This window comes from Pseudoalteromonas sp. AOP31-A2-14 (genome assembly GCF_052378035.1).
Taxonomy (GTDB): domain Bacteria; phylum Pseudomonadota; class Gammaproteobacteria; order Enterobacterales; family Alteromonadaceae; genus Pseudoalteromonas.
Map to the genome: position 1 here is coordinate 2587701 of NZ_JBQSXI010000001.1, position 24056 is coordinate 2611756.

General features: G+C 40.2%; 17 protein-coding genes. 8 read left to right on the top strand and 9 right to left on the bottom strand.

Features of this window, described 5'->3' with window-relative positions:
- Positions 1 to 21 precede the first annotated feature (21 nt).
- Both thrB and thrA read right to left on the bottom strand, forming a co-directional pair.
- On the bottom strand, positions 22 to 948 hold the full coding sequence (gene thrB, locus ACT3S9_RS11995; RefSeq protein ID WP_441835374.1) for a homoserine kinase: 927 nt from the start codon (positions 946 to 948) through the stop codon (positions 22 to 24).
- A 9-nt stretch (positions 949 to 957) separates the two neighbouring features.
- Entirely contained in the window at positions 958 to 3375 is a 2418-nt protein-coding gene (gene thrA / locus ACT3S9_RS12000) for a bifunctional aspartate kinase/homoserine dehydrogenase I (RefSeq protein ID WP_441835373.1), read from the bottom strand.
- A gap of 827 nt (positions 3376 to 4202) precedes the next feature.
- Here thrA and rdgC point away from each other — a divergent pair.
- Both rdgC and ACT3S9_RS12010 read left to right on the top strand, forming a co-directional pair.
- Positions 4203 to 5114, top strand: a complete 912-nt coding sequence (gene rdgC / locus ACT3S9_RS12005; protein ID WP_441835372.1) for a recombination-associated protein RdgC — start codon at positions 4203 to 4205, stop codon at positions 5112 to 5114.
- A gap of 543 nt (positions 5115 to 5657) precedes the next feature.
- Positions 5658 to 7364, top strand: coding sequence for a dipeptidyl-peptidase 3 family protein (locus ACT3S9_RS12010; RefSeq protein WP_441835371.1), 1707 nt, complete (start codon positions 5658 to 5660; stop codon positions 7362 to 7364).
- A gap of 325 nt (positions 7365 to 7689) precedes the next feature.
- Here ACT3S9_RS12010 and ACT3S9_RS12015 read toward each other — a convergent pair whose 3' ends face one another.
- Together ACT3S9_RS12015 and ACT3S9_RS12020 are read right to left on the bottom strand one after the other, a co-directional pair.
- Positions 7690 to 8223 carry a fused DSP-PTPase phosphatase/NAD kinase-like protein gene (locus tag ACT3S9_RS12015; RefSeq protein ID WP_441836604.1) on the bottom strand — a complete coding sequence of 178 codons (534 nt, stop codon included), beginning with the start codon at positions 8221 to 8223 and terminating at the stop codon, positions 7690 to 7692.
- 52 nt (positions 8224 to 8275) lie between these two features.
- Positions 8276 to 8674 carry an HIT domain-containing protein gene (locus ACT3S9_RS12020; protein ID WP_441836603.1) on the bottom strand — a complete coding sequence of 133 codons (399 nt, stop codon included), beginning with the start codon at positions 8672 to 8674 and terminating at the stop codon, positions 8276 to 8278.
- Between the two features lie 108 nt (positions 8675 to 8782).
- Between ACT3S9_RS12020 and ACT3S9_RS12025 the strand changes: the two genes are divergently transcribed.
- Entirely contained in the window at positions 8783 to 11008 is a 2226-nt protein-coding gene (locus tag ACT3S9_RS12025; RefSeq protein WP_441836602.1) for a DPP IV N-terminal domain-containing protein, read from the top strand.
- Between the two features lie 236 nt (positions 11009 to 11244).
- Here ACT3S9_RS12025 and ACT3S9_RS12030 read toward each other — a convergent pair whose 3' ends face one another.
- From ACT3S9_RS12030 to ACT3S9_RS12040, 3 genes are all read right to left on the bottom strand, one after another.
- Complete coding sequence (locus ACT3S9_RS12030; protein WP_441836481.1) at positions 11245 to 12768, bottom strand: M17 family metallopeptidase; 1524 nt, start codon at positions 12766 to 12768, stop codon at positions 11245 to 11247.
- A gap of 277 nt (positions 12769 to 13045) precedes the next feature.
- Positions 13046 to 14098 carry a DNA polymerase IV gene (dinB, locus tag ACT3S9_RS12035; protein WP_441836482.1) on the bottom strand — a complete coding sequence of 351 codons (1053 nt, stop codon included), beginning with the start codon at positions 14096 to 14098 and terminating at the stop codon, positions 13046 to 13048.
- A 74-nt stretch (positions 14099 to 14172) separates the two neighbouring features.
- A complete protein-coding gene (locus tag ACT3S9_RS12040; RefSeq protein WP_441836483.1) occupies positions 14173 to 14370 on the bottom strand; it encodes a hypothetical protein in 198 nt (65 codons plus the stop codon).
- 178 nt (positions 14371 to 14548) lie between these two features.
- On the opposite strand from ACT3S9_RS12040, the gene ACT3S9_RS12045 reads away from it, so the two are divergent.
- Positions 14549 to 14977, top strand: coding sequence for an acyl-CoA thioesterase (locus tag ACT3S9_RS12045; RefSeq protein ID WP_441836484.1), 429 nt, complete (start codon positions 14549 to 14551; stop codon positions 14975 to 14977).
- Positions 14978 to 14989: 12 nt separating this feature from the next.
- Positions 14990 to 16042: an aldo/keto reductase gene (locus ACT3S9_RS12050; protein ID WP_441836485.1), complete on the top strand. Its 1053-nt coding sequence runs from the start codon at positions 14990 to 14992 to the stop codon at positions 16040 to 16042.
- A 436-nt stretch (positions 16043 to 16478) separates the two neighbouring features.
- On the opposite strand, the gene ACT3S9_RS12055 is transcribed toward ACT3S9_RS12050, so the two are convergent.
- Entirely contained in the window at positions 16479 to 17096 is a 618-nt protein-coding gene (locus ACT3S9_RS12055; protein ID WP_441836486.1) for a fumarylacetoacetate hydrolase family protein, read from the bottom strand.
- A gap of 163 nt (positions 17097 to 17259) precedes the next feature.
- Here ACT3S9_RS12055 and ACT3S9_RS12060 point away from each other — a divergent pair, with 163 nt between their 5' ends.
- Positions 17260 to 17961: an IS1 family transposase gene (locus tag ACT3S9_RS12060; protein ID WP_443489204.1), complete on the top strand. Its 702-nt coding sequence runs from the start codon at positions 17260 to 17262 to the stop codon at positions 17959 to 17961.
- A 138-nt stretch (positions 17962 to 18099) separates the two neighbouring features.
- On the opposite strand, the gene ACT3S9_RS12065 is transcribed toward ACT3S9_RS12060, so the two are convergent.
- Positions 18100 to 19203, bottom strand: coding sequence for an ISAs1 family transposase (locus tag ACT3S9_RS12065; RefSeq protein ID WP_096793603.1), 1104 nt, complete (start codon positions 19201 to 19203; stop codon positions 18100 to 18102).
- Positions 19204 to 19448: 245 nt separating this feature from the next.
- On the opposite strand from ACT3S9_RS12065, the gene ACT3S9_RS12070 reads away from it, so the two are divergent.
- Complete coding sequence (locus tag ACT3S9_RS12070; RefSeq protein ID WP_441836552.1) at positions 19449 to 22397, top strand: TonB-dependent receptor; 2949 nt, start codon at positions 19449 to 19451, stop codon at positions 22395 to 22397.
- 76 nt (positions 22398 to 22473) lie between these two features.
- Complete coding sequence (locus ACT3S9_RS12075) at positions 22474 to 24027, top strand: tryptophan halogenase family protein (protein ID WP_441836553.1); 1554 nt, start codon at positions 22474 to 22476, stop codon at positions 24025 to 24027.
- Positions 24028 to 24056 lie beyond the last annotated feature (29 nt).

Genomic DNA, 24056 nt, shown 5'->3' on the forward strand with positions numbered 1-24056 from the left:
GTTCTAATTTCCTTTAACTCTTTACAACTGACGTGTGCCCGCATTATCAAGCTTACAAACATGGCAAAAGCCTTGTTCATTAATATAGTTTTGTTCAAGCCATGCTGCACATTCCTTGGCCGCATCTACACTTTTACACAGTGCAAATAATGTAGGCCCTGCGCCTGAAATGCTAATGATTTCAGCGCCAAGTTCTGGCAGTGTTGCTTTAGCTTCACTAAAGCCTTGAATAAGTGGCGCTCGGTAGGGTTCAGCTATTTCATCACTCATGATACTAAGCGCATCATCAAAACGCTTAGCCAGTAATAAGCTACTAAACGCCGATAAGCGCTGTGCAAACTCAACACTTGCATGCATGCTTAATTCTTTAGGTAACACTGAGCGTGCTTTAGCGGTATTTAGTGAAAACCCTGGAAAGGCAGCAACGTAATACCAGTTTTCATCAACGGGTAAGCTAATTGATTTATTGGGAATTAAATCACCTGTTAGTTGTAAACCACCTAAATAACAGGGGGTGATATTATCGTAATGACGACCGCCACTGACTATAGCTTCAAAATCGGCCATCAATTCAATTAATTCAACTTGGCTAAGTTTTGTACCCGCAAATTTATCAAGGGCAGCAAAAGTCGCGACTACGGAGCACGCACTTGAACCAAGCCCAGAACCAATTGGTAAATTCTTTTTAAGCTCGAGCTTGACGCACGGCATACTTGGCATTATGTGTTCGCGAAAATGCACTAAACATTGATATGCTAAGTTTTCCTTAACATTACCCGGTAACTTATGAGCATAGTCGCCTGAGCAAGTAAATTCGTCAGTTGTCGCAGGACTTACTGCAACTACATCGCCAAGTAATGTACCATCGATAGGCGCAAGTGCCGCGCCAAGAGCATCAAAACCTACGGAAAAGTTACCAATTGAAGCAGGGGCATAAACTTCGATCATAATGCTCTCCTAGCGCGACAATGTTTTTAAGATATCAGCAAACACACCTGCCGCTGTTACTTCAGAGCCTGCACCATAACCACGAATAACGAATGGGCGCGGCTGATAATATTGACTTAAAATAGCGAGGGCATTTTCGCCGTCACGAATATCATAAAGGGCATGCTTAGTATCAACGGCTTCAATACCTACTTTGCAGTGACCATCTTCAATAGTGCCAACATAACGCAATACTTTACCTTCGTTAGCTGCGCTTTGAATGCGATCATTAAAAGCGGCATCTAAACTTGGCAGTTTTGCCATAAACTCATCAATACTTTCGCCTTCGGCAAAACCTTCAGGCAATACTGACTCCACTTCGATATCATTAAGCTCAAGTGGTAACCCCGATTCACGTGCAATGATTAGTAGCTTACGCGCCACGTCAGTACCTGATAAATCATCACGAGGATCTGGCTCTGTAAAGCCACTTTCTTTGGCTTTTTGTGTTGCCTCTGATAATGATAGGCCATCTTGTAAAGCACCAAACATATAAGAAAGTGAACCTGATAAAATACCGCTGAATTTTAATAACTCATCACCTGCACTAAACAGCAATTGCAAGTTATCAAGTACCGGCAAACCAGCACCAACGTTAGTTTCATATAAAAATTTACGGCTATTTTTATGTGTTGCTGCAACAAGTTCCTGATAATAAGCATAAGAACTGGTATTGGCTTTCTTATTAGCAGCAACAACATGAAAACCGGCATTTAAAAAGTCTACATATTGCCCGGCAAGCGCATCTGATGAACTACAATCAACCAATACAGGGTTAATTAAATGGTTTTGTTTAACAAATTGTTCGACTAGTTTTAAATCAAAGCTTTGCTCTGAATCTGCTAACTTTTGCTGCCAATCATCAAAAGCAATACCTTCGCTATCAAGGTGTAATTGACGGGAGTTTGCTACACCATACAAGTTAAGTTTAATGTTACGCTTTTCAAGCCATGCTTGTTGGCGCTCTAATTGCTGAATAAGCTCTTGACCTACTAAACCACAGCCTAGTAAAAACACATCGATTGATGGAATATGAGTAAAGAAGTTTTCATGGCACACTTTTACAGCATCGTTACACAGCTCGCCGTCGATCACCGCCGAAATAGCACTTTCTGTAGAATCTTGGGCAATGGCAACAATGTTTACTTGTGCTTGTGATAAAGACGAAAAAAACTTAGCCGCTAAGCCGCGATGCGCACGCATGTTGTCACCAACTAAAGTCACTATAGCTAGGTTACGCTGTACTTGCACTGGCTCAATTAAACCCGCTTTTGACTCGAGTTCAAAGGCTGATTGCAACGCAGCAAGAGCAAATGATAAATCTGTTTCATGCACACAAAAGCTAATACTAAATTCACATGACGACTGGGTGATTAAAACAATTGACACGTTATCGTGAGCAAGCGCATTAAATACTTTTGACGCCATACCCACTTTACCTTTCATGCCTGGGCCTGAAACCGTTAGCATTGCAAGATTTTGTAAGCTTGAAAGCGCTTTTACAGACTCTGATGACACATTATCATTACTGATCAATGACCCTTCAGCTAGCGGGTTATGGGTATTTTTAATTTCGCATGGCACACCCGCTTTCGCGCACGGTAAAATTGTTTTTGGATGTAATACTTTAGCACCAAAATAAGAAAGCTCCATGGCTTCTTTATACGATAAAAAATCAACTTTAGTGGCTTTTTTGATATAGCGCGGATCCGCATTATATACGCCATCAACGTCTGTCCAAATTTGGCAAACATCGGCTTCTAAACAGGCAGCGGCAATGGCCGCTGAATAATCTGAACCATTACGGCCAAGTGTTGTTAGTTCGCCTTGTTCATTGCTCGCTGTAAAACCAGGCATAATATAAATAGTGGCCGGGTTTGCTTTTAAGGCAGCTTGAAAACGTACTTTACTGGTAACTAAATCAGCTTCGGCATCAATGTGACCACCCGTCGAGGCGATACAATTGGTTGCTTCAAGGTAATGGGCATTGTTATCACTCAATAAACGCTGCATCAGTGATACACTAATGCGCTCGCCAAAACTAATCACAAATGCGCGAACTTGGTCTGGACAACATTTTATTAATTTAACGCCGGCTAGTTTCTCTTTAAGTTCATTTAAATTTGGCCAGTTTTCAAGCTGGCCGTATTCGGCTTCAACCGCTGCCTTTAAACTTTCAGCGCGCTCAACTAAGGCTTGCCAAAGTTCGCTATAATCATCGCCTTGCTCAGCACTAGCGGCGAGTGTAACTAACGAATCTGTCATACCGCCGGGCGCTGAAAGCACCAATAACATTTCATCTTTTAATTGTGTTTTAACTAATTGAGCTACTTGCTGTAAGCAAGCAAAGTCGGCAAGTGATGACCCACCAAATTTTAATACGCGCATTTTTTATGTTCCTCATCCCATAAAACGAAAAAAGGCCTATGTTCTTAGTGAACACAGGCCTTTAAATTTGTTGCACCGACCTATGCCACTATCCAGTAAGAATGGTGGTTGTAATAATAATAGTGGTCAGTACGTGATTATTTATTTTCATAGCCTGTAGACTGCCTTAAACAGTCCTATTCTGTCAACCCCACTTAAAAAGATAAATTATGCTGTTTGGTTATAAAGAAAACGATAAGGTGCCAAATTTATGCAGTGTTTTTTCAACCTCTTTTTATCAACTGCCTTATTAATAAAATCTATAGCGCCTTAGTTAACGATGCGTTGTTTCATTTTTGTTTGTATATTCGCGGAGATCACCAATACAAAACATACTATTTTTTGCTCTTGAATAGTTTCTAATACTTTCACATCATCGACTTCTGGCACGATAAAATCTAAATGAAGTAAGTCAAAACTATATTGATTTTATAACTCTAACGCCTCACGCCCATTACAGGCTTGCATAATCCTAGCGGTGACACACTTATTTGCGTGCACTACTTACTTTCGAGCTATTGTGGAGTCGGCGCATACTAATATGGAAAATTCATAAATTAATATTACATTTAACCTTGGCAAAAAACTGTCTGTGGCGATATTGATGTTACCAGCTCACCAGACAATGGACTGCATTATCGCATTAGCTTTTTAAAAAACATGCGTAAACCACTTTCAATGTTTAATCGGTAAGTAATTAAATCCCCATTCATGGCACAATCATTCATTTCAGGGCTAGCCTTTTATTGCTATGATTAGGCAATTTTATACACAGGACATTCCTTATTATGTGGTTTAGTAACTTAATTTGTTACCGCTTTAAGCAAGACGTATCGTATACGCAAGAAGACTTTGAAACAGCTCTCGAACAGGATCTATTCCGTTCATGTGGTGGCCAAGATCTCTCTACATTTGGTTGGACCAAGGCATTTGGTAAACATGGCCAAACATTATCGCACTTTTCACAAAAAAGTATTTTAGTGTGTGCAAAACGTGAAGAAAAAGTATTACCCGCAGCTGTTATTAATGAGTTGGTTGTTGAAAAAATAGAGCAAATTGAAATAGAAGAAAATCGACCTGTTAAGAAAAAAGAAAAAGACGAACTAAAAGAAAACATTCTTCACACCCTTTTGCCACAAGCCTTTAAAAAATCAAGCTTACAATTTGCCTTTATTGACCAAGAAAATGGCTGGGTAGTCGTTAATAGCAGTAGCTTTAATAAAGCCGAAGAACTACTCGCACTACTTCGTAAGTCACTGGGTACACTGCCTGTTGTACCAGCCTTTGCAAACTATGACTTAGATGTATTTTTGACTGACTGGCTTACCAACTTTACTACCCCTGAAGGCTTTGCTATTGGCGCTGATGCTGAACTTGAAGAGGCTGATGATAGCGGTGCACAAGTTAAACTAAAAGGCCATGACCTAAGCTGTGATGAAGTTAAAGCTCACCTTGAAAATGGTAAGCGTGTCACTAAGCTTGCACTTGATTGGCAAGAACGTTTGAAATTTATGCTACAAAATGACGGTTCAATTAAACGTTTAAGCTATTCAGAAACGCTTAAAGAAGAAAATGCTGATATTCCTAAAGAAGATATGGCAGTGAAGCTCGACGCTGACTTTATTTTAGCTTCTGAGGAAATTAAGCAATTACTAGAAGAACTCACCGCAGGTTTAGGTGACGTTGAAGATTTAACGTGATCTTTTTACGTAAACCTTAATGAAAAAGCGCCATTGATATCAATGGCGCTTTTTCGTTTAATTAGTTGTTAACTTATTTTTGTATTAACCAAATACTATTTTCACATCATCTATCCTTGCATGGTATTCATCGGTAGTGAATATTCCAAGCGAGGTATAATCCCTTTATCGATATAGCTTTTAATACTGCATACTTATCAATAACTTGACGACACTCTACTTCAATTACAATAGGTAGCACATCAATTTACTGCAATTTCAGACAAGGTAGCAAGAACCAAGGTGTTATTATTTATTCAGACGACCAAAATGGTCATTAAAGCGTTTTCTATTGCCGTAAATGTGACATTCTTTTTTGATTAGCAGCTACAAAGATATTTAATCCCGTGTTGACTAAGAGTTACCGTTAAAGTTGAAAAATACAGAACTGTTTTGTACTTGCTATTTAATACTGAGTTTTGTTTAATAACTATAATGTAGTACCCAGTAATCAATATTGGTTTAACGTACTATTACCTCTCATATCTTTTAACAGGCAATGTAATGATTATTAATAAAATTAGCCAAGCACTGATTTTAAGCGGTGCAGTTTTTCTTGGCGCATGCTCTGAGCAAGCCCCTTCTCCTAAAAAAGAATCAACCGCTGATGTTGAAAAAAAAGCGGCTTCCCCTGTAAAACCCGGCATCAAACTGGTTAATGCCGAGCAAAGCCGCCTTGATATCTACACCGACTTTACGCTTACCAGTGATTTATCGCACTTAAGCGCGAATCAAAAGAAAATGATTGCCAAGCTTATTGATGCTTCAAAAGTAATGGATGAGCTTTTTTGGCGTCAAGCCTTTGGTGAAGGTAAAGACGAGCTATTAAGTAACATCAGCGATGACAAAGTGAAAAAGTTTGCTGATATAAACTACGGTCCTTGGGATCGCTTAAATGGCGATAAAGTATTTTTGTCTGGCTTTGAAGAAAAAGCAGCTGGCGCCCAATTTTACCCTGCAGATATCACAAAAGAAGAGCTAAATAATGCTGACGTTGATGAAAAAACCGATTTGTATTCTGTAATAAAGCGTGATGATACCGGCAAACTTTTCAGTGTCGCTTATTCACAGGAATACGCAGAACCACTTGAAAAAGCGGCTAACTTACTACGTGAAGCTAGCGCTTTAGCTGATGATAAAGAGTTTGCAAACTATCTAAACTTACGCGCAAGCGCTCTACAAAACGACCAGTACCAAGCATCAGACTTTGCTTGGATGGATATGAAAAATAATCCTATTGATATCGTTATTGGCCCTATCGAAACCTATGAAGACCAATTATTTGGTTATCGCGCAGCGTTCGAATCGTATGTACTTATTAAAGATTTAAAGTGGTCAGAACGTTTAGCAAAGTTCGCAGCCTTTCTACCTGAGTTACAAAAGGGCCTACCCGTTGATGAAAAATACAAGCAAGAAGTACCTGGCTCTGATGCCGACTTAAATGCTTACGATGTAATTTACTACGCCGGGCATTCAAATGCGGGTAGTAAAACAATCGCCATTAACCTACCTAATGATGAACAAGTGCAGTTAGAAAAAGGCACCCGCCGTTTACAACTTAAAAATGCTATGCGTGCTAAATTTGATAAAATTTTAGTGCCAATTTCAGAGCAGTTAATTGCTCCTGAACAACGTAAATATATTACCTTTGACGCATTTTTTGCCAATACTATGTTTCATGAAGTGGCTCATGGTTTAGGTATAAAAAATACTCTAACCGGTAGGGGTACCGTTCGTCAGTCTCTTCAAGAGCACGCCAGTGCCCTTGAAGAAGGTAAAGCGGATATTTTAGGGTTGTACATGGTTGAACAATTACTTAAAAAAGGCGAAATCACCGAAGGCAGACTTGAAGATTACTACACCACCTTTATGGCTGGCATCTTCCGTTCAGTACGTTTTGGCGCTTCAAGTGCGCACGGTAAAGCAAACATGATCCGCTTTAACTTTTTCGCACAAGAAGGCGCATTTTCTAAAAATGACAATGGCTTATATCGTGTAAATATGGAAAAAATGGGTCTGGCGATGGAAAAGCTTTCACGTCTTATTTTAACCTTGCAAGGTGACGGTGATTATCAAAAAGTAGATCAACTTATTGCTACTCACGGCAATATCAAAGCAGAACTAGCTAAAGATTTAGAAAAGCTAAGCGAAGCTAATATTCCGGTTGATGTTACCTTTAAACAAGGTAAAGAAGTGTTGGGCCTTAACTAGTTTCAGCTTATTTATTACCTAAAAACAGTCTAAAAAAGCGTTACAGTTAAAAACTGTAACGCTTTTTTATTGAGCACAAGATACTGTGCATACTACTTATTAGGGCGTGTTTATATTTCAAGGTTAAATTTGCGCTGCTCACGAGTTGTTTTTAGGGATAATTAACTCATTATTACCTATATAAATATAGGTAAAGTGCGTGAACAGGATGCGTCACTTTATTCAATTTTCACTTAGCCCGCCAGGTTATAAGTCTCGCACCGCAATTAAATTGCCCCTAAATTGAACGAATTTTAATCCTGAAAGGTCAACACTCTCGTTATGGTTACTTTGTAGTAATTATTTTGCGCACTACGGGCTCTAAACTGCTCATTCCCCAATGTCTTCCCTTGGCTAATGAAGATTCTATATCGAGTCCTTCTGCATGGGCAGAGATTGCAATTAAAGCTCCTACTCTATTACTGCTAGCACAATGTAGCAGTACAGGCTCGCCTTTTAGCTCCCCCATTACAGTAGCCAACTGTTGTGCGTTTTCGACGCTAATATCTTGCGCGCCTGAAATTGGCAATGAGTAATATTGCATCCCTAATGAAGTGACTAATTTAGCTTCATCCCAGTCTTTCTCATTTTCAGTTCGTAAATTAATTACGTGCTTAACCCCTGCATTCGCAAGTTTTTTAAGCTGCTCTTGTGTTGGCTGGGCTGCAGACAAGATTTGATTTTCATGAATAACTAAATTACCAACAGCTGCAGCTTTAACTGCATGGGTATTCATAGCCTGTTCTTTTGCAAAGGCACTGGTTGCGCTCAACAATGCAGTGATAAATACGACATAAACAAATCGCTGAATTAATATCATTTCTCGCTCCTTATTTTATAAAAGTTATATACCTATATAGTAATAGAACCGATTAAAAGTGGGCTTTTAGTTTTGCTATTTGCTCTTTTTTATATGGCACTGCTGGGTATTTACCCCATACCGGCGCAGGCCAAGCAGCATCAATTTTAAAGCGCGCTATATGGTGAACATGTAATTGCGATACCATATTCCCAAGCGCTGCCACATTTAGCTTATCTGGAGTAAATACCTCTTTGATTAAATGGCTTAATTTTGCAGATTCTTGCATTAAAACAAGTTGGTCTTGTTCATTTAAATCAATACTCTCTTTTAGCCCAGCTTGACGCGGCACTAATATAAACCAAGGATATTGGCTGTCGTTCATCAATAACACTTTGCACAGTGGCCAGTCGGCTAGTTCAATACAATCTCGGGTAAGCTCTGGGGCTAATAAAAACGCTGTACTTGTCATGCTATATTCCTTAAAAGTTCTTATCTAACCACTTTAAAGCATTTAGTTGCAGTTGCCCACGCTTGGCATTACCATCATGGCAGTTTTTATTCGAGCAAAGGTAATCACGTGTTAAAAAAAATAAAACACCTCTCCTGGGCGATGCCATTAATGGCAAGCGCTTTTAGTGTTCAAGCTGAACCACTGAGCCTTGAACGTATTTTTGATGATCCGAGTCTTGCGGGTAAATCGCCTATACAACTTAAGTTTTCACCAGATGGTAGCCGCGTTACCTACTTGCAAGGTAAAAGCGACGACTACAACCGCTACGATCTATGGGAATACAACTTAAAAGATAATAAAAACCGTATGCTGGTTGATTCAGCCAAGCTTTTTTCAGGCCCCGAAAGCCTGTCTGATGAAGAAAAAGCCCGCCGCGAACGCCAACGTATTTTTGGTAAAGGCATTTTAGAATATAAATGGTCTAAAGACGGCAAAGCCTTACTATTCCCACTCAATGGTGACTTATATTACTATCAGGTAGATTCAGCTAAAAGCCGAAAACTAACCGAAACCGACACCTTTGAAACCGATGCTCGTTTCTCACCTAAAGGTAACTTTGTCTCGTTTATTCGTGATCAAAACTTATACGCATTAAATCTTAAGTCAGGTAAAGAAGTGCAGCTGAGTAAAGATGGCGGCGGTGTCATTAAAAACGGCATGGCCGAATTTGTAGCACAAGAAGAAATGAGCCGGATGACCGGTTATTGGTGGTCTGGTGATGAATCAAAAATTGCCTATACCCGCATTGACGAAAGCCCAGTAAAAGAAGCCATTCGTAACGAAATTTACGCCGAAGAAGTAAAGCTTTTCAATCAGCGCTATCCATTCACCGGCACAAACAACGTAAAAATTCAGTTAGGTGTGGTCAGTATAGACGATCAAAAAACGGATTGGATTGATTTAGGTAAAGATCAAGACATCTATATCGCGCGTGCTAAATGGCTTAAAGATAACGAAACTTTATCTTATCAATGGCAAAATCGTTCACAGCACAAATTAGAACTGCGTTTTTATAACAGTAAAAGCGAAGAGCAAAAGGTCGCGTTAACAGAAAACAGCGACACTTGGATAAACCTACACTTTGATTTAGAGTTTTTGAAAGATAAAAAGCACTTTGTGTGGGCATCAGAACGTGATGGCTTTAAACATCTGTATTTATATCGCACTAACGGTAAAATGATCCGCCAAATTACCAGTGGTGATTGGGTCGTTGATAGCTTAAAAGGCATCGATGAGGAAAAAGGCATAGCCTACTTTGCAGGACGTAAAGACTCCGCTATTGAAAGCCACTTATATAGTGTACCGTTATTTAAAAAAGGCGCAATTAAACGCATTACCGAACAAGGCGCTTATCATAATGTTGTGATTGCTAAAGATAGCAAAACATTTATTGATAATAGTTCATCGGTTAATAAACCGGGTTCTGCTGCACTTCGCAAAATAAACGGTGAGTTTATTACTTGGCTTGAAGAAAATAAGCTTGATAATAACCATCCGCTTACGCCTTACTTAAATGATTTGGTCACTCCTGAATACGGCACCATTACCGCAGAAGATGGCCAAGCAATGCATTATCGCTTGTTTAAACCTAGCAATGTCGCAGATGGCAAAAAGTATCCTGTTATTGTTAACGTTTACGGCGGTCCGCATGCACAACGTGTAACAAACAGCTGGCGCAGTAAAAATCTGTATTTTCAATATATGGCGCAACAAGGTTATGTCATTTTTCAATTAGATAATCGCGGCTCATATAACCGGGGTAAAAAGTTTGAAGATGCCATTTATAAGCACCTAGGTGAGGTTGAAGTAGCAGACCAAATTAAAGGCGTTGAGTTTTTACGCACTCTTGATTATGTCGATCCAAAGCGAATTGGTATTTACGGTCACAGCTATGGTGGTTATATGGCATTAATGACCATGTTTAAAGCGGGTGATTACTTTCAAGCAGGTGTTTCTGGCGCGCCAGTGACTGACTGGGCACTTTACGATACCCACTACACTGAGCGATATTTAGGCCACCCACAAACCAACGCTAAAGGCTATGAAGACAGCGCCGTATTTCCTTACGCTGATGGCTTAAAAGGCCCACTAATGGTTTATCATGGCATGGCTGATGACAACGTATTGTTTACTCACGCGACTAAATTATTTAAGCAATTACAAGATAACGAAAAAGAGTTTGAGATGATGACTTACCCTGGCTCTAAGCACAGCCTACGTGGTAAAAGTGTGCAAACACACTTACATAAAACCATCACTAGCTTCTTTAACCGTCACTTTGATGAAGAGTAAAGCAAGTAAACAACAAAGGCTGATTGAAAGCTCAGCCTTTCCCACTCCCTTAAGACAGTCAAGTAGTAAGAGCAACAGGGCAGCAAAGCCAGCGATAACTTGAAAAGTAGTAGCCAAACACTTTCAGATGCAGTGGCTTACTTTAAGCCCGATAAAAAAAGCGCCGGATAAACCAGCGCTTACACATTTAAAACTAAACCGTGGGCGCGATTTTGTGTCGCGCCTTTTATTTTTACTTATAAACAATAACGAGCAAACAGACTGCTAATTGTAGCAGCTGTTGGTTTACCGTGCTGCCAATCGCCACCTTCAATACCGCTACCGGCAATATCCATATGTACATAAGGTAATGGCTGCTTAGAATCACTACCATGCTTATCTAAACCGCCTACAGTAGCTAAAAACGCCATAGGGAATTGATGCCCACGAGCGGTAACCGCTGAAGCTGCATTATTACTTGATAAGACATCATCAGCTAATGTGCGCGGCTGTATAAAGCTATAATCTTCACGACGACTACGAGATACCTCAGCACAATCTCCCCATAAATCACCTAAATCAGCAATTTTACGTGATACATTCGCCGCACGTGCAGGACCATTTTCAACATAAGCACTGTATGGGCCCATAGCTCGTGCCGCATGGCCAGTAAGAGTGGCAACCGTAAATAACTCTGGGTTTATTTCACCTTTAGCTAAATCTTTCATTTCACTCAGTAAATCACCCATCGCTAAACGCCCTTCAGCATCGGTATTACCAATGCGCACTCTCACACCTTCACGGCTGGTAATTATTTCATCAGGCACGAAGCAATCTGAACCGATTGAATTACGTACTACCGCAAGATAAGCAACCACTTTAACGCCCTCAGGAGCATAATCTGATACAGACTTCATAAACCCAGCAACAGAAGCAGCACCGCCTTTATCACGGCTCATGCCTGCCATAAAGCCACCCACTTTTAAATCTGCGCCGCCAGTGTCATACACAATCCCCTTACCTACAAACATCAACGTACGGTGTACTTCACTTTGTGGTACGTATTCAAGCTTTACTACACGTGGATGATGACGCTCAACCGCATAAGAAGCGCGAGCAACTGTACTCATCATTGGGTAATCTTTATCTATTTTTGCAATATCGGCTATCACGTCAACTTTAACATTGCTGTTTTTAAATAAATCAACGCAATAATCAGCAAAAAGTGGAGGAGCCATACGTTCTGGCTCTGTGCCACACAGATCGCGCGCAGCATATTGCCCAGCCGCAATAGCATTAATGGCTTTAATCGTTTGCTGGTTCGCACCAAATAATGCAATTTGAGTTACCGGTTCAATACCCTCCCCATGATGTTCACGGGCTTCAAGCGGCTGCCATAATGCTTGGCACGCACCTAAAAACGCCACTTCTAGTGCGTATTGGTAACGCGGATCTTGGCTTGCTTGGGGTAAGTAAATAGCAGGGTGTGTACTACCTGACGCTTTCGCTTCATTGATGGCAAGCTTTGCGGCATCAAAATAGCGACGAACATCGTCGTAATCACGATTTAAAGGACCTGTTGGTGCTAAAATAACGCGTTTAGCGTTAATAATCAGCAAAGTAACTTGCTTGCCAATACGAGCATCAACCTTCATCTGCGCTTTAATCGCTTGGCTTAAATCAGGGTCGGCTAAATGAGAAAAATCATCACCAATGATGATCAATGCGTCGTGTTTATCTGAGGCTAATAAAGGTGCCGCCACTGCATGAGGATATGCCATAAAATAAGTCCTAGTATAAAAACAGAAGGCCTTATTATCGTTGATTTACGTACCTTTTGCCAGCCACGTAAGTATCAATAGAGTATAGCTGGCAAGTTGTTGTTACAGCTCTTACAACTTATAGCTGCTGATCTTTTTAAGCATTTTTCTCTTGCAATGCGCAGCAATAACTAACCCTGCTTCTAACAGTACAATAATGACCGTTTGCAGAGTTTTCTCTTTATAGTGTTATCGACACTAAGGCAAAGAAAATAACAACAATTGTTAACTTAAACTTTTAATCTAATATACTCAACTGCTGATGCACTAATGGCTCACTTCTAACGCCCACACCAATCCCTAATAAACGTACGGGTTGCTCTGCACCGCGCTTAAATGCCTTGGTTAATAACTCAGTAAAAATTTGATTATCCAATTGATGATAGGCTTGATCCGCCGATGTCACTACAAAGTTAGCAAACTTTACCTTTACACTAAGTTTATTAATACGCTGTTCGAGTTGTTGTTTATTAAGTCGCCGAGTTAACTCCTCTAGTAATGAAGGAAGCTGCTCTAGGCATTCTTGAAGGTTATTTTTGTTATATTCATAAGTGTGTTCAACACTTAATGACTTTCTTATTCTATCGGTAGAAACATGCCCAATATGTTGCCCGGCACATTTTTGATAAAGCGAAACACCAAAATTACCAACATGCTGCTGCATCCAGTTTACCCCCTTAGCGCAGACATCAGCACCGGTGTACAAACCTTTTAAATTTAACTTTTCGAGGGTGACCTTACCCACACCTGGAATTTTACCGAGTGGTAATTGAGCCAAAAAATCATCTACTTGCTCTGGCAACACCACGAACTGGCCATTAGGTTTATTTTCATCGCTGGCAATTTTGGCAATAAACTTGATAGGAGCAATCCCCGCAGAAGCTGTTAACCCTGTAGCTGAAAAAATATCGGCACGAATTTGCTCAGCCATTAACGTTGCACTGCCTTTACATAAGGAACTATTTGTTACATCAAGGTAAGCTTCATCTAAGGAAAGCGGTTCAATTAAGTCAGTATATTTTTTAAATACAGCGCGGATTTGCTGAGAAACTTCTTTATAAACCTGCATGCGGCCAGAGACAATCACTAAGTCTGGGCAAAGTTGTTTGGCACGGTAATTAGACATGGCCGAACGCACGCCATATTCACGGGCAACATAATTAGCCGTTGAAAGCACACCTCTGCGGCTATTACCGCCAATGGCAAGCGGCACATTAACAAGCGCTGGATTGTCGCGCATTTCCACTGCGGCATAAAAACAATCCATGTCAATGTGAATAAATTTTTTCATTAAATGGCTAATTAACACTGTGCATTTGTACAGTCATTATTATTTAAACCATCCACGATAGCAAGTTATTAGACTTAGTTATTGTCCTGCAAGCCCTTTTTACGGCTAAACAATTTTGCGCAAAACAACCAAAAAGTACCCTCAAGTATAAAACCAAGGACCACTAAGCTAACAAACCCTGACATTGCTCCCATACTGTAGCACACTAGCGCCAACACGATTATAACTAGCATCGCCAACCATTTAACTGCTTTTGTTGTTATATGCTGCATAATAGCTCCTTTGTATTTTTTCGCTCACCCACTCACCATAAGACTAATAAGTGTAAGCGTGAGCTTATCAATCTAGCACATTTTTGCTAGCTTTCTAGTTTTCTAGTTTTCTAATTTTCTTGAGCTGAAAGCGACATATTGCTAACCTAAGTTTTTACTTTATTAGTCGGCTCTTGTTATGCAATCGTTTATAGAACAACACCCTATTCATACTAAAGTCAATGTCGCATGGGGCGAAATGGATGCCTTACAGCACGTTAATAATGTGGTGTACTTTCGCTACTTTGAAAACGCACGAATTGATTTTTTAAATCAAATAAACCTACTGGGAGACTTAAAAAAAACAGGTATAGGCCCTGTAATAAGCGAAAATAATGCCCGTTATAAACGCCCTGTTACGTTTCCTGATACGGTGTTGATCGGAGTGAGCATTAGTGACATTAATAAAGATAGGTTTATGATGCACTACACCGTATTTAGCGAACAACAAAATGCCATTACCACAGTCGGTTCGTCGCAAGTGGTGATGTTTAACTTTAAAACAGGCAAAAAAGCTGACTTAAGTGAAACATTACTCGGTGAGCTTCATAAATATTCTCGTGATTAACAAGGATTAACTATGCTTTACACTCCACTAGGCAACAGTGGTATTGATGTTTCACGCGTTTGCTTAGGCACCATGACGTGGGGCGTACAAAATAATCAAACAGATGCCGACGACCAACTTAGTTATGCACTCGATAAAGGAGTTAACTTTATTGATACGGCTGAAATGTATGCCGTGCCTCCTTCACCAGACACCTACGGTAAAACAGAGCTTATTATTGGCGATTGGTTGTCACGTAACAAACAAAAACGTGATGATATCGTGCTTGCCACTAAAATTGCGGGTAATGGTTTGCCTTGGGTGCGTGATGGTGCCGATATTACTCGTAAGGCTATTGTGAGCGCCGTAGAAGGGTCGCTTAAACGTTTACAAACAGATGTGATTGATTTATATCAGCTGCACTGGCCTAATCGCACCTCGCCACATTTTGCCAAGCAATGGCCAGGACAAGTACGCTTTAGTGATGCGAATACCGAACAACATATCGCAGGTATGCTCAATATTCTTGAAGGCTTAAACGATTGCGTAAAAGCAGGAAAAATAAAACACTGCGGGCTCTCTGATGATACGCCATGGGGGGTTAGTCAGTTTTTGCGTTTAAGTGAGCAACATAACTTGCCGCGTATGGTATCGATTCAAAATGAATTTAGTCTCGCTCACGCAAAAGACTGGCCGTATTTAATGGAGCAATGTATTCATGAAGACATCGCTTACTTACCTTGGTCACCTCTGGCCGCAGGCTTACTTACGGGTAAATACTTAAATGGTGCTCGTCCAGAAGGTAGTCGCTGGACGTTTACGCAGCGCAACGGTATTTTCCGTGATACTGATCAATCAGAGCAAGCAACTAAAGCCTATGCCGCACTTGCTAAAGCTAATAATATATCCCCAGCGCAGCTTGCACTGGCTTGGTGTAATCAAGTAGATGGTGTTGCCTCGACAATTATTGGTGCCACCAACAATGATCAGTTAAAAGAAAATATCGACGCCTTCAATATAACGTTAAGCAAAGAGTTACTTGCTGATATAGACAAGATTTTTAGGCAATATCCCGCACCTTATTAGGTTATTTAAAAGCCAAGCAATAAAAAAGCCCTGTCACTTTACACTTATAAGGAGTGGCTAGGCTTTAACACATACCTCTGAATATAAAAAACAACACCCGATTTTAGCCTGTTGAAATGGCGGCACAGAGTATTGCATGGTCATATTTAGCAATAAGTTAACTTCATTTTCATCCCGCACGCCTTTAACTTTACTTAATGAGATAGCTTTTAACACCAAACATAATAAGCGCTCACTGCACAGTAGCGATAATGAAATCTCTAGCTAAATTATCAGCTTATCAATTATCCCATCAACTACCCGTCGTTTGTTAAACAGTACTTTAAAGGGTTTTCAAACATAACCAGACCTTTAACTCAGTTCAATATAAATCAAACCACCGTTACAGGTTAGATAGAACGATTAATAATTTCACCACGTAATAACAGCTATATACTTAACCAGCCAACCATTGCTGAGTAAGCAGTAATGTCTTCCCTTGATAAAGTTTTGCAATAAATTCACTCCCCGTATTAACGATGCCTACTCCCGCGGGAGTGCCTGTCATAATAATATCGCCATCACAAAGTGTCATAAACTCTTTTACTTGTTCAATAATTGCCTGTGGTTTATAAAGCATTAGGCTTACATTACCCTGCTGACGCTGCTTGCCATCAATAGTTAAAGTAAGTGCTAGCTGCTCAATGTTGGTATCATCAAATGCAATAAAGTTACTAAAAAGCGCGGCGCCATCAAACCCCTTAGCGCGTTCCCAAGGTAAGCCTTTTGCTTTTAATTTGCTTTGTAAATCACGCTTGGTTAAATCAAGTCCAATACCGACATAAGCTAAGCGTCCTTGTACAACTTTAAAACAAATTTCAGTTTCAAAATGTAACGGCTCATTATTATGAAGACTCCTCAACTGCGTTGAAATAGCACTTGCCGGTTTTAAAAAAACCACCATTTCATCTGCAACTTCGTTACCTAACTCCGTAATATGTTCAACATAATTACGACCAATGCAAATAACTTTAGAAGCTGGTAATTCCAACCCACAATTATTATCACTGCTCATCAAATTCACCTATTAAAGTCAAAGACCTTCAGTTTAAAGCTTTAACAAACTTAATTTATACCTTTATTTTACACAAACCCAATAAAATTAGGTGGTGTGTCAGAAAGTATGCTGAAGAAATAAAGGAGGGTGACAGCCAAAGCAAGATGATATATTTGAGGTTATGAAGACACAAATAGATATCAGCTGCCCCGACTGTCACAGTCCCAGTTTAAAGAAAAACGGCATAAAAAGCTATGGCAAGCAGAACTACCAATGCAAGGACTGCAAACGTCAATTCATTGGTGACCATGCCTTAACTTATAAGGGCTGTCACTCTAAAATAGAAGACATCATACGGCTAATGACGGTGAGAGGTTGCGGTGTTAGAGACATAGCTATTATAGCCTCAGTCAGTATCGGTAAAGTATTGGGCACCATAGGCTCATCTGTTTATAAGATCGCGCCTAAGAAGCGCTACTATGAACGCTTAGAGGTTGATGAGTTCTGGACTTACGTGTATCGCAAGAAGCGTAAAGTCTGGCTCATCTACGCTTATGACCGTGCTACTAATGAGATTGTCGCTTATGTCTGGGGCAAACGTGACTTAAAAACAGCTAAGAAGCTAAGAGCACGTTTAAAGCAACTTAAAGTAAGCTATGGCTCTATCAGTATGGACAACTGGGATAGCTTTAAAACCGCCTTTAAAGGTGATCACAAACAGGTTGGCAAACAGCATACCATAGGTATAGAGGGTAATAACTGTCGCCTTAGACACCGATTAAGACGAGCGGTTAGAAAGACTTGTTGCTTCTCAAAAAAGCTTGATAATCATTTTAAAGTGTTTGATTTGGTGTTCTTTTACATCAATTATGGCTACGTCTGATGCCAGCATACTTTTTAGAACACCACCTAAAATTAAAGTTATATGATTACTTTTATAAAAAAAATATATAAATATTACCTATAACAACATAAACATACCTATTTAACGCATCAGGGCAAAATCATACTTGAGCGTTATTTATCCTAAAATAAGCTGCTCTCTTACCTCATCTGACCAAGCAGCCTGTTTCAACTTACCTTTCATACTGTCTTTTATCGCGCTTAATTTCGCTAAGTTCATCGCAAATCGTCTGAAGGTCGCCATATTCTCGGGGGCATCACCTCGACGAATACGTGAATCGTCTTCTTTAAATGTCATATCTAATACCCAGTGTGCTGAGTTTTCTATTCCCCAATGCTGGCGAATAGACTTGGCTACTTGCTCTGGGTTTATCCCTAGCGAGCTGATGTAATAACTCGTTTCCATTGTATGACTATCGCCAACATAACGCTGTCGTACTACCTCGACTATGGAGTTGAAATTGACCCAACCGTGGCGCTGCTCAAGCCAATCTGTCACCAACAGTTGAGTGTACGTGCGCTGCTCTATTCGACCATGCCCATCATTTACTGTTTCATGGCTATTTTGCTGGATGAGTGATGGCTGCTCTCGTCTGACTTTGTGATAGTAGGCTTGAATTTCTTTGTTCAATTTTCCTTGGTTATTCTTCACTTGCAGCAAATAGTCTCCGTCTTTCTTGCTGACGGCTTTCGTCACTTTCTTTAAACAATGCATCGCGTCTGCTGTGATGATATTGCCTTTAAGCTCAAGTAATTCAATAAGTGCCATCACTGTTGATACTTCATTCTTCTTACTTTTGGATTTGCATTGTGCTAGTACTAGGCCCTGTTCAACTGCATAAGCTGAAACACTGTGAATAGCTGTTTTTTTATCACCATCATAAGAATGGCGAAGTGTTTTACCGTCAAAGGCAATGACGCTTTGATTATTCGCATCTCTAAGCTCATTAACCCAAGAAACAAAACAAGCTAATAAAGCTTCAGGGGCCAGTGAGCTAATGATACGAGCAATCGTATCATCGACAGGAATACCATTTTCAAATGAACGAAACTTACGTAACCAAGTCAGTTTACTGTCACCGAATTGCTTAATATCCTTCCACCCTTCAGCACCTGAAATAATCGCAGTGACTGTAAGGAATATAACATCCAGCAATTCATGTTTTTTGTTGATGTGTGAACGAGTATCTTGAATGTCGTTGAAATGGTTGATGAATGACATGTTAATCGCCTTTGAGAAAAAGGCGATTTGATCACAGATTCGAAGTAATAATCAAGTTAAGTATGATCTTGCCCTGTTTAACGCATTTATAAATGGTGATTGGTATTGACCATTATGTAACTTTATACTAACTTAATGTAAGCGGTTACATTAAGAAAACTCGGGTTTGGCATTTTTTTGAAATAAAATGTAAGCGCTTACAATGATAGCAACGTATAAAAATAAAACCAGATTTGGAGATTTGCATGAATCACACACATTTTAAGAAAAAGCAGCTAGCCCTGAGCCTCTCTATGGCAATGGGACTAAGTGCGCTAATTCCTCACACCGCAGTTGCCGAAGAAGAGCCCAACAACCAAGCAAGTGATATCGAAGTCATTCAAGTATCTGGTATTCGAGGCAGTTTAGTTAAGTCGATGGATATCAAACGTCAGTCTGCTGGTGTTGTTGATGCCATCACTTCTGAAGATATTGGTAAATTTCCTGATACCAACCTTGCTGAATCACTGCAACGTATCACCGGCGTATCGATTAATCGCAGTAACGGCGAAGGCAGCGAAATTACCGTTCGTGGTTTTGGCCCTGAGTTTAACTTAGTCACCCTAAATGATCGTCAAATGCCTACCACTGGTAGTCGCTCGTTCGATTTTGGTGATATTGCCACAGAGAGCGTCAGCGGTGTTGAAGTATATAAAACAGCGCGCTCAAGCGCCCCAAGTGGAGGTATTGGCGCAACGGTAAATATTACGACCGCAAAACCTCTGTCAAATCCTGGTATGCATGCATCTATTGGTGCTAAAGCAGTTTATGACACATCAAACGAAACCGGTGATGATGTAACCCCCGAACTTTCAGGTATTTACAGCAACACGTTTAATGATGATAAGTTTGGCATTTTAATTTCCGGCTCTGTACAAGAGCGCGATAGCCGCGAGCAATCAATGGCGGTTGATAACTGGATCCCAAATGTTGATATTTCTTCATCGAATGCCGCGGTGACAGATAATAACCAACGCGCTGATGGTACCACTTGGTACCCACAAAATGCGGGATACTCTTTTTCAGATAACAGCCGTAAACGTACTAATGGACAACTTGTTCTGCAATACGCACCAACTGACGACCTAGTCGCAACGGTTGATTACACTTACTCTAAACTTGAGCTAGAAAAAGAAGGCCGTAGTTTTGGTGTATGGTTTAATAATGGCGGGAATGTAAGCTCAGCAAATATTAATGAGAACGGCACTTATACTCAAATTTCTGAGTATGGTGGCGATTACTCAACAAACCTCAATAGAAGTTCAACAGAAAACGAAAATAAATCGTTAGGTTTAAACCTTGACTGGCAAGTAACAGATACATTGAACCTTGAGTTTGATGCACATAACTCATCAGCAACCAGTGCAGGAACAGGCTTAGGCCAAGACGCATACATGATCATCGGTAATACTTCATGCATCGATTGCGAAAACCCAACTGCAGCCATTGATGAAAAAACAGCTGATTTTAGCCAAACAGATATTCCACTTATTGGTATGTCCCTCACGAATGGCCAAGCCGAGTTATTACCAAGCGATATAGGCACTCTCTTTGCTGGTGTTAGTAAAGAAGTAAACACTAATGACCTTGATCAATATCAATTGAAAGGTACATGGTATAACGAAGACAGTGGCGCATTAGCCAGTATTAATTTTGGCGTTTCACACACCACTATAGATTTTCGTACAACCTCAGCTTACTCAGGCCAGTTAGCCGCGGGTTGGTGGGGTACATCAGCTGATTGGTACGACGACAGCTTATTCTCGCGCACTGATAGCAGCGGTTTATTGGATGGATTTTCAGGTGGCGGCAGCGACAAATTATTAAATTACTATTACGATGCTGATTTTGATGAAATAGTTAATATTGCACAAAGTATCGATTGTAATCATCCAGATGCCGCTGTAGGCGCTTGTAGCTGGCCTGCTGATGTGAATGGTCAAGTTCAATCAGGTCCTATTGATGACGACCACCGTGTAAGCGAAAAAACCTTAGCGTTTTACATGCAAGCAAATTTCGAAACCGAGTTTAATGGCATGCTAGTTAATATAACTACAGGCCTGCGTTATGAAAAAACAGACGTTACCGCAAACAGCTTAGAACGCCCGGCAGTAAACATGGAATGGGTAAACGGTAGTGAGTGGTCATACATTTATGCTAATGAACGCTCATTCTCTGAAGGTGAAGGCAGCAGTAGTGAATTTTTACCTAGTTTTGATATGAATGTTGAAGTGGTTGAAGATGTAATGGCTCGTTTTTCTTATAGCCGAAGCCTTGCTCGTCCACCAGTGAGCTCACTACGTTCAACAACTTCATTTTTAGGCAATCCTAAAGTAGGTCAACGTACAGTTTCTGTTGGTAATCCTAACTTAAAACCCTACACATCTGATAACTTAGATTTATCACTAGAGTATTACTACGGTTCTGGCAGCTATGTATCAGCAGGTTATTTCCGTAAGCAGGTTGAAAACTTCCTAGTTAATGTAACAACAGAAGAAACGCTAGGCGGTATAACAGACCCGTACAGCGGAGATCGTGCTGAGCAAGCACGCGCTGATTTGGCCGCCGCAGGTGAGTTACAATCGGACCAAGCAATTCATGACCAAATAAATGAAAACCAAGGCACCGCACAAGGAACCTCAATTGTTGGTAATGCTTCAGACCCATTAACTAACTTCTTCGTTTCACGTGATAACAACGTTGAAACTGCAAATCTATGGGGTTACGAAGTAGCGGCTCAGCATATGTTTGGTGACTCAGGCTTTGGTGTTACTGCCAATGCGACATTTGTTTTTGGTGATGTAGAAGCTGATCGTGATGCAACGGGCTATCAGTTTGCGCTACCTGGATTAAGTGATTCAGCTAATATTTCTGCAATTTATGACTTAGATGGCTTATCTGCTCGCCTCTCATATAACTGGCGTGATGAGTTCTTAACAGGTTTTGATCAACATTCATCGCCTATCTTCACTGAAGCCTACGGACAGTTGGATGTGAACGTTAACTATTCAGTAAACGATCAATTAACGGTATTTATTGAAGGCCTAAACTTAACGGATGAAACGCAGCGTACTTATGTTCGCTACTCAGAACAGTTACTTAGTGCTTACCAATATGGTGCGCGTTATAACATAGGCTTCCGTTACGCTTTTTAAGATTTTGTAGTTAAAAAGCCGCTTTATGCGGCTTTTTTTTGCTACGATACTTATCCCTTAATACTGGTAATTATTGATGACTACATCTTCTATTAATCATATCGTTATTATCGGTGGTGGCAGCGCTGGTTGGTTAAGCGCAGGCTTAATTGCAGCTCAACCCCACTTAACTCATAACGCTAAAATCACTCTAATTGAATCGCCTAATGTGCCAACTTTGGGCGTTGGCGAAGGTACTTGGCCTACCATGCGCCAAACCTTAAAAACCATAGGCATTAGCGAAACGCAATTCATCCGCGAGTGCGACGCATCTTTTAAGCAAGGTTCGCGCTTTGATGGTTGGTGCCATGATGTAAAAAATAATAAAAATAATGAATATTACTACCATCCTTTTAGCTTACCCGTTGCCTATCAAAACCTAAATATTGCACCCTATTGGTTTGCACAGCACGAGGCAGTTAGTTTTAGCCATGCCGTATCAAGCCAAACTTACTTTTTTGATCATAATAAAGCCCCAAAAACTCACTTGCACAGTGACTATCAAACACACGCCAATTATGGCTATCATTTAGATGCAGGGAAATTTGCTCAGTTATTGCAACATCACTGTATTGATAAGCTAGAAGTTAACCATGTCATTAGTCATGTTGATGAAGTTATTAACGATATTGATGGCTACATTACTGCAGTAGAAACCCGGGATCGCGGCATTATAACGGGCGACTTATTTATTGATTGCTCAGGCCATCATGGCCACTTGATTGATAAGCACTATAAAGTACCATTGCAAGCACAAGATCATATTTTATTTAATAATCGCGCCGTTGCCGCACAAGTCCCTTATAAAAATGATGAACAAGAAATTTTGTCTTACACTAAAGCAACCGCACAAGATACTGGTTGGATTTGGGATATAGGCTTGCAAAGCCGGCGCGGTGTCGGCATGGTGTATTCTAGTGAGTTTGAATCAACCCAAGGTGCTAAAGATAAATTAATCAATTATTTAAAAACCACACAAAGTGATTTAGAGCCTAGCGAATTAACAATACGTGAACTTAAGTTCACCCCGGGTTATCGGGATCGGTTTTGGCATAAAAACTGTATTGCGATAGGTATGTCAGCAGGGTTTATTGAACCACTTGAAGCCTCAGCGTTAGTTATGGTTGAGCTTAGTTTAAATAACTTATTAGCGAATTTTCCAACTCATCGCAATGCGTTACCCGAACTTGCTAAGCGCTTTAATCAACAGTGTCATTATCGTTGGCAGCGTATTATTGAATTTTTAAAATTACACTACGTACTTTCAAAGCGCACGAGTGAGTATTGGCAGGCACATAGAGACGTGAATACATCGCCGCAACGACTACTCGACAACCTTGCACTTTGGCAATATCAAAGTCCATGGCTGAATGATTTTGACCGTGCTCAAGAAGTATTTTCAGCAGCAAGTTATCAATATGTTTTATATGGTATGAAACATTTACCGCAGTTCCCTAAAATAAAGATGCCCACATCCGTTATTGAGCACTTTACTAATAGTCAACAAGAAGCAAAGCAAGGGCTAGCGAAACTGCCAACTAACCGTCAGTTACTTGATCATATTCAAAAGTTTGGTTTGCAGCCTATTTAACAAAACAAATTAAGCAAACCTATTTAATT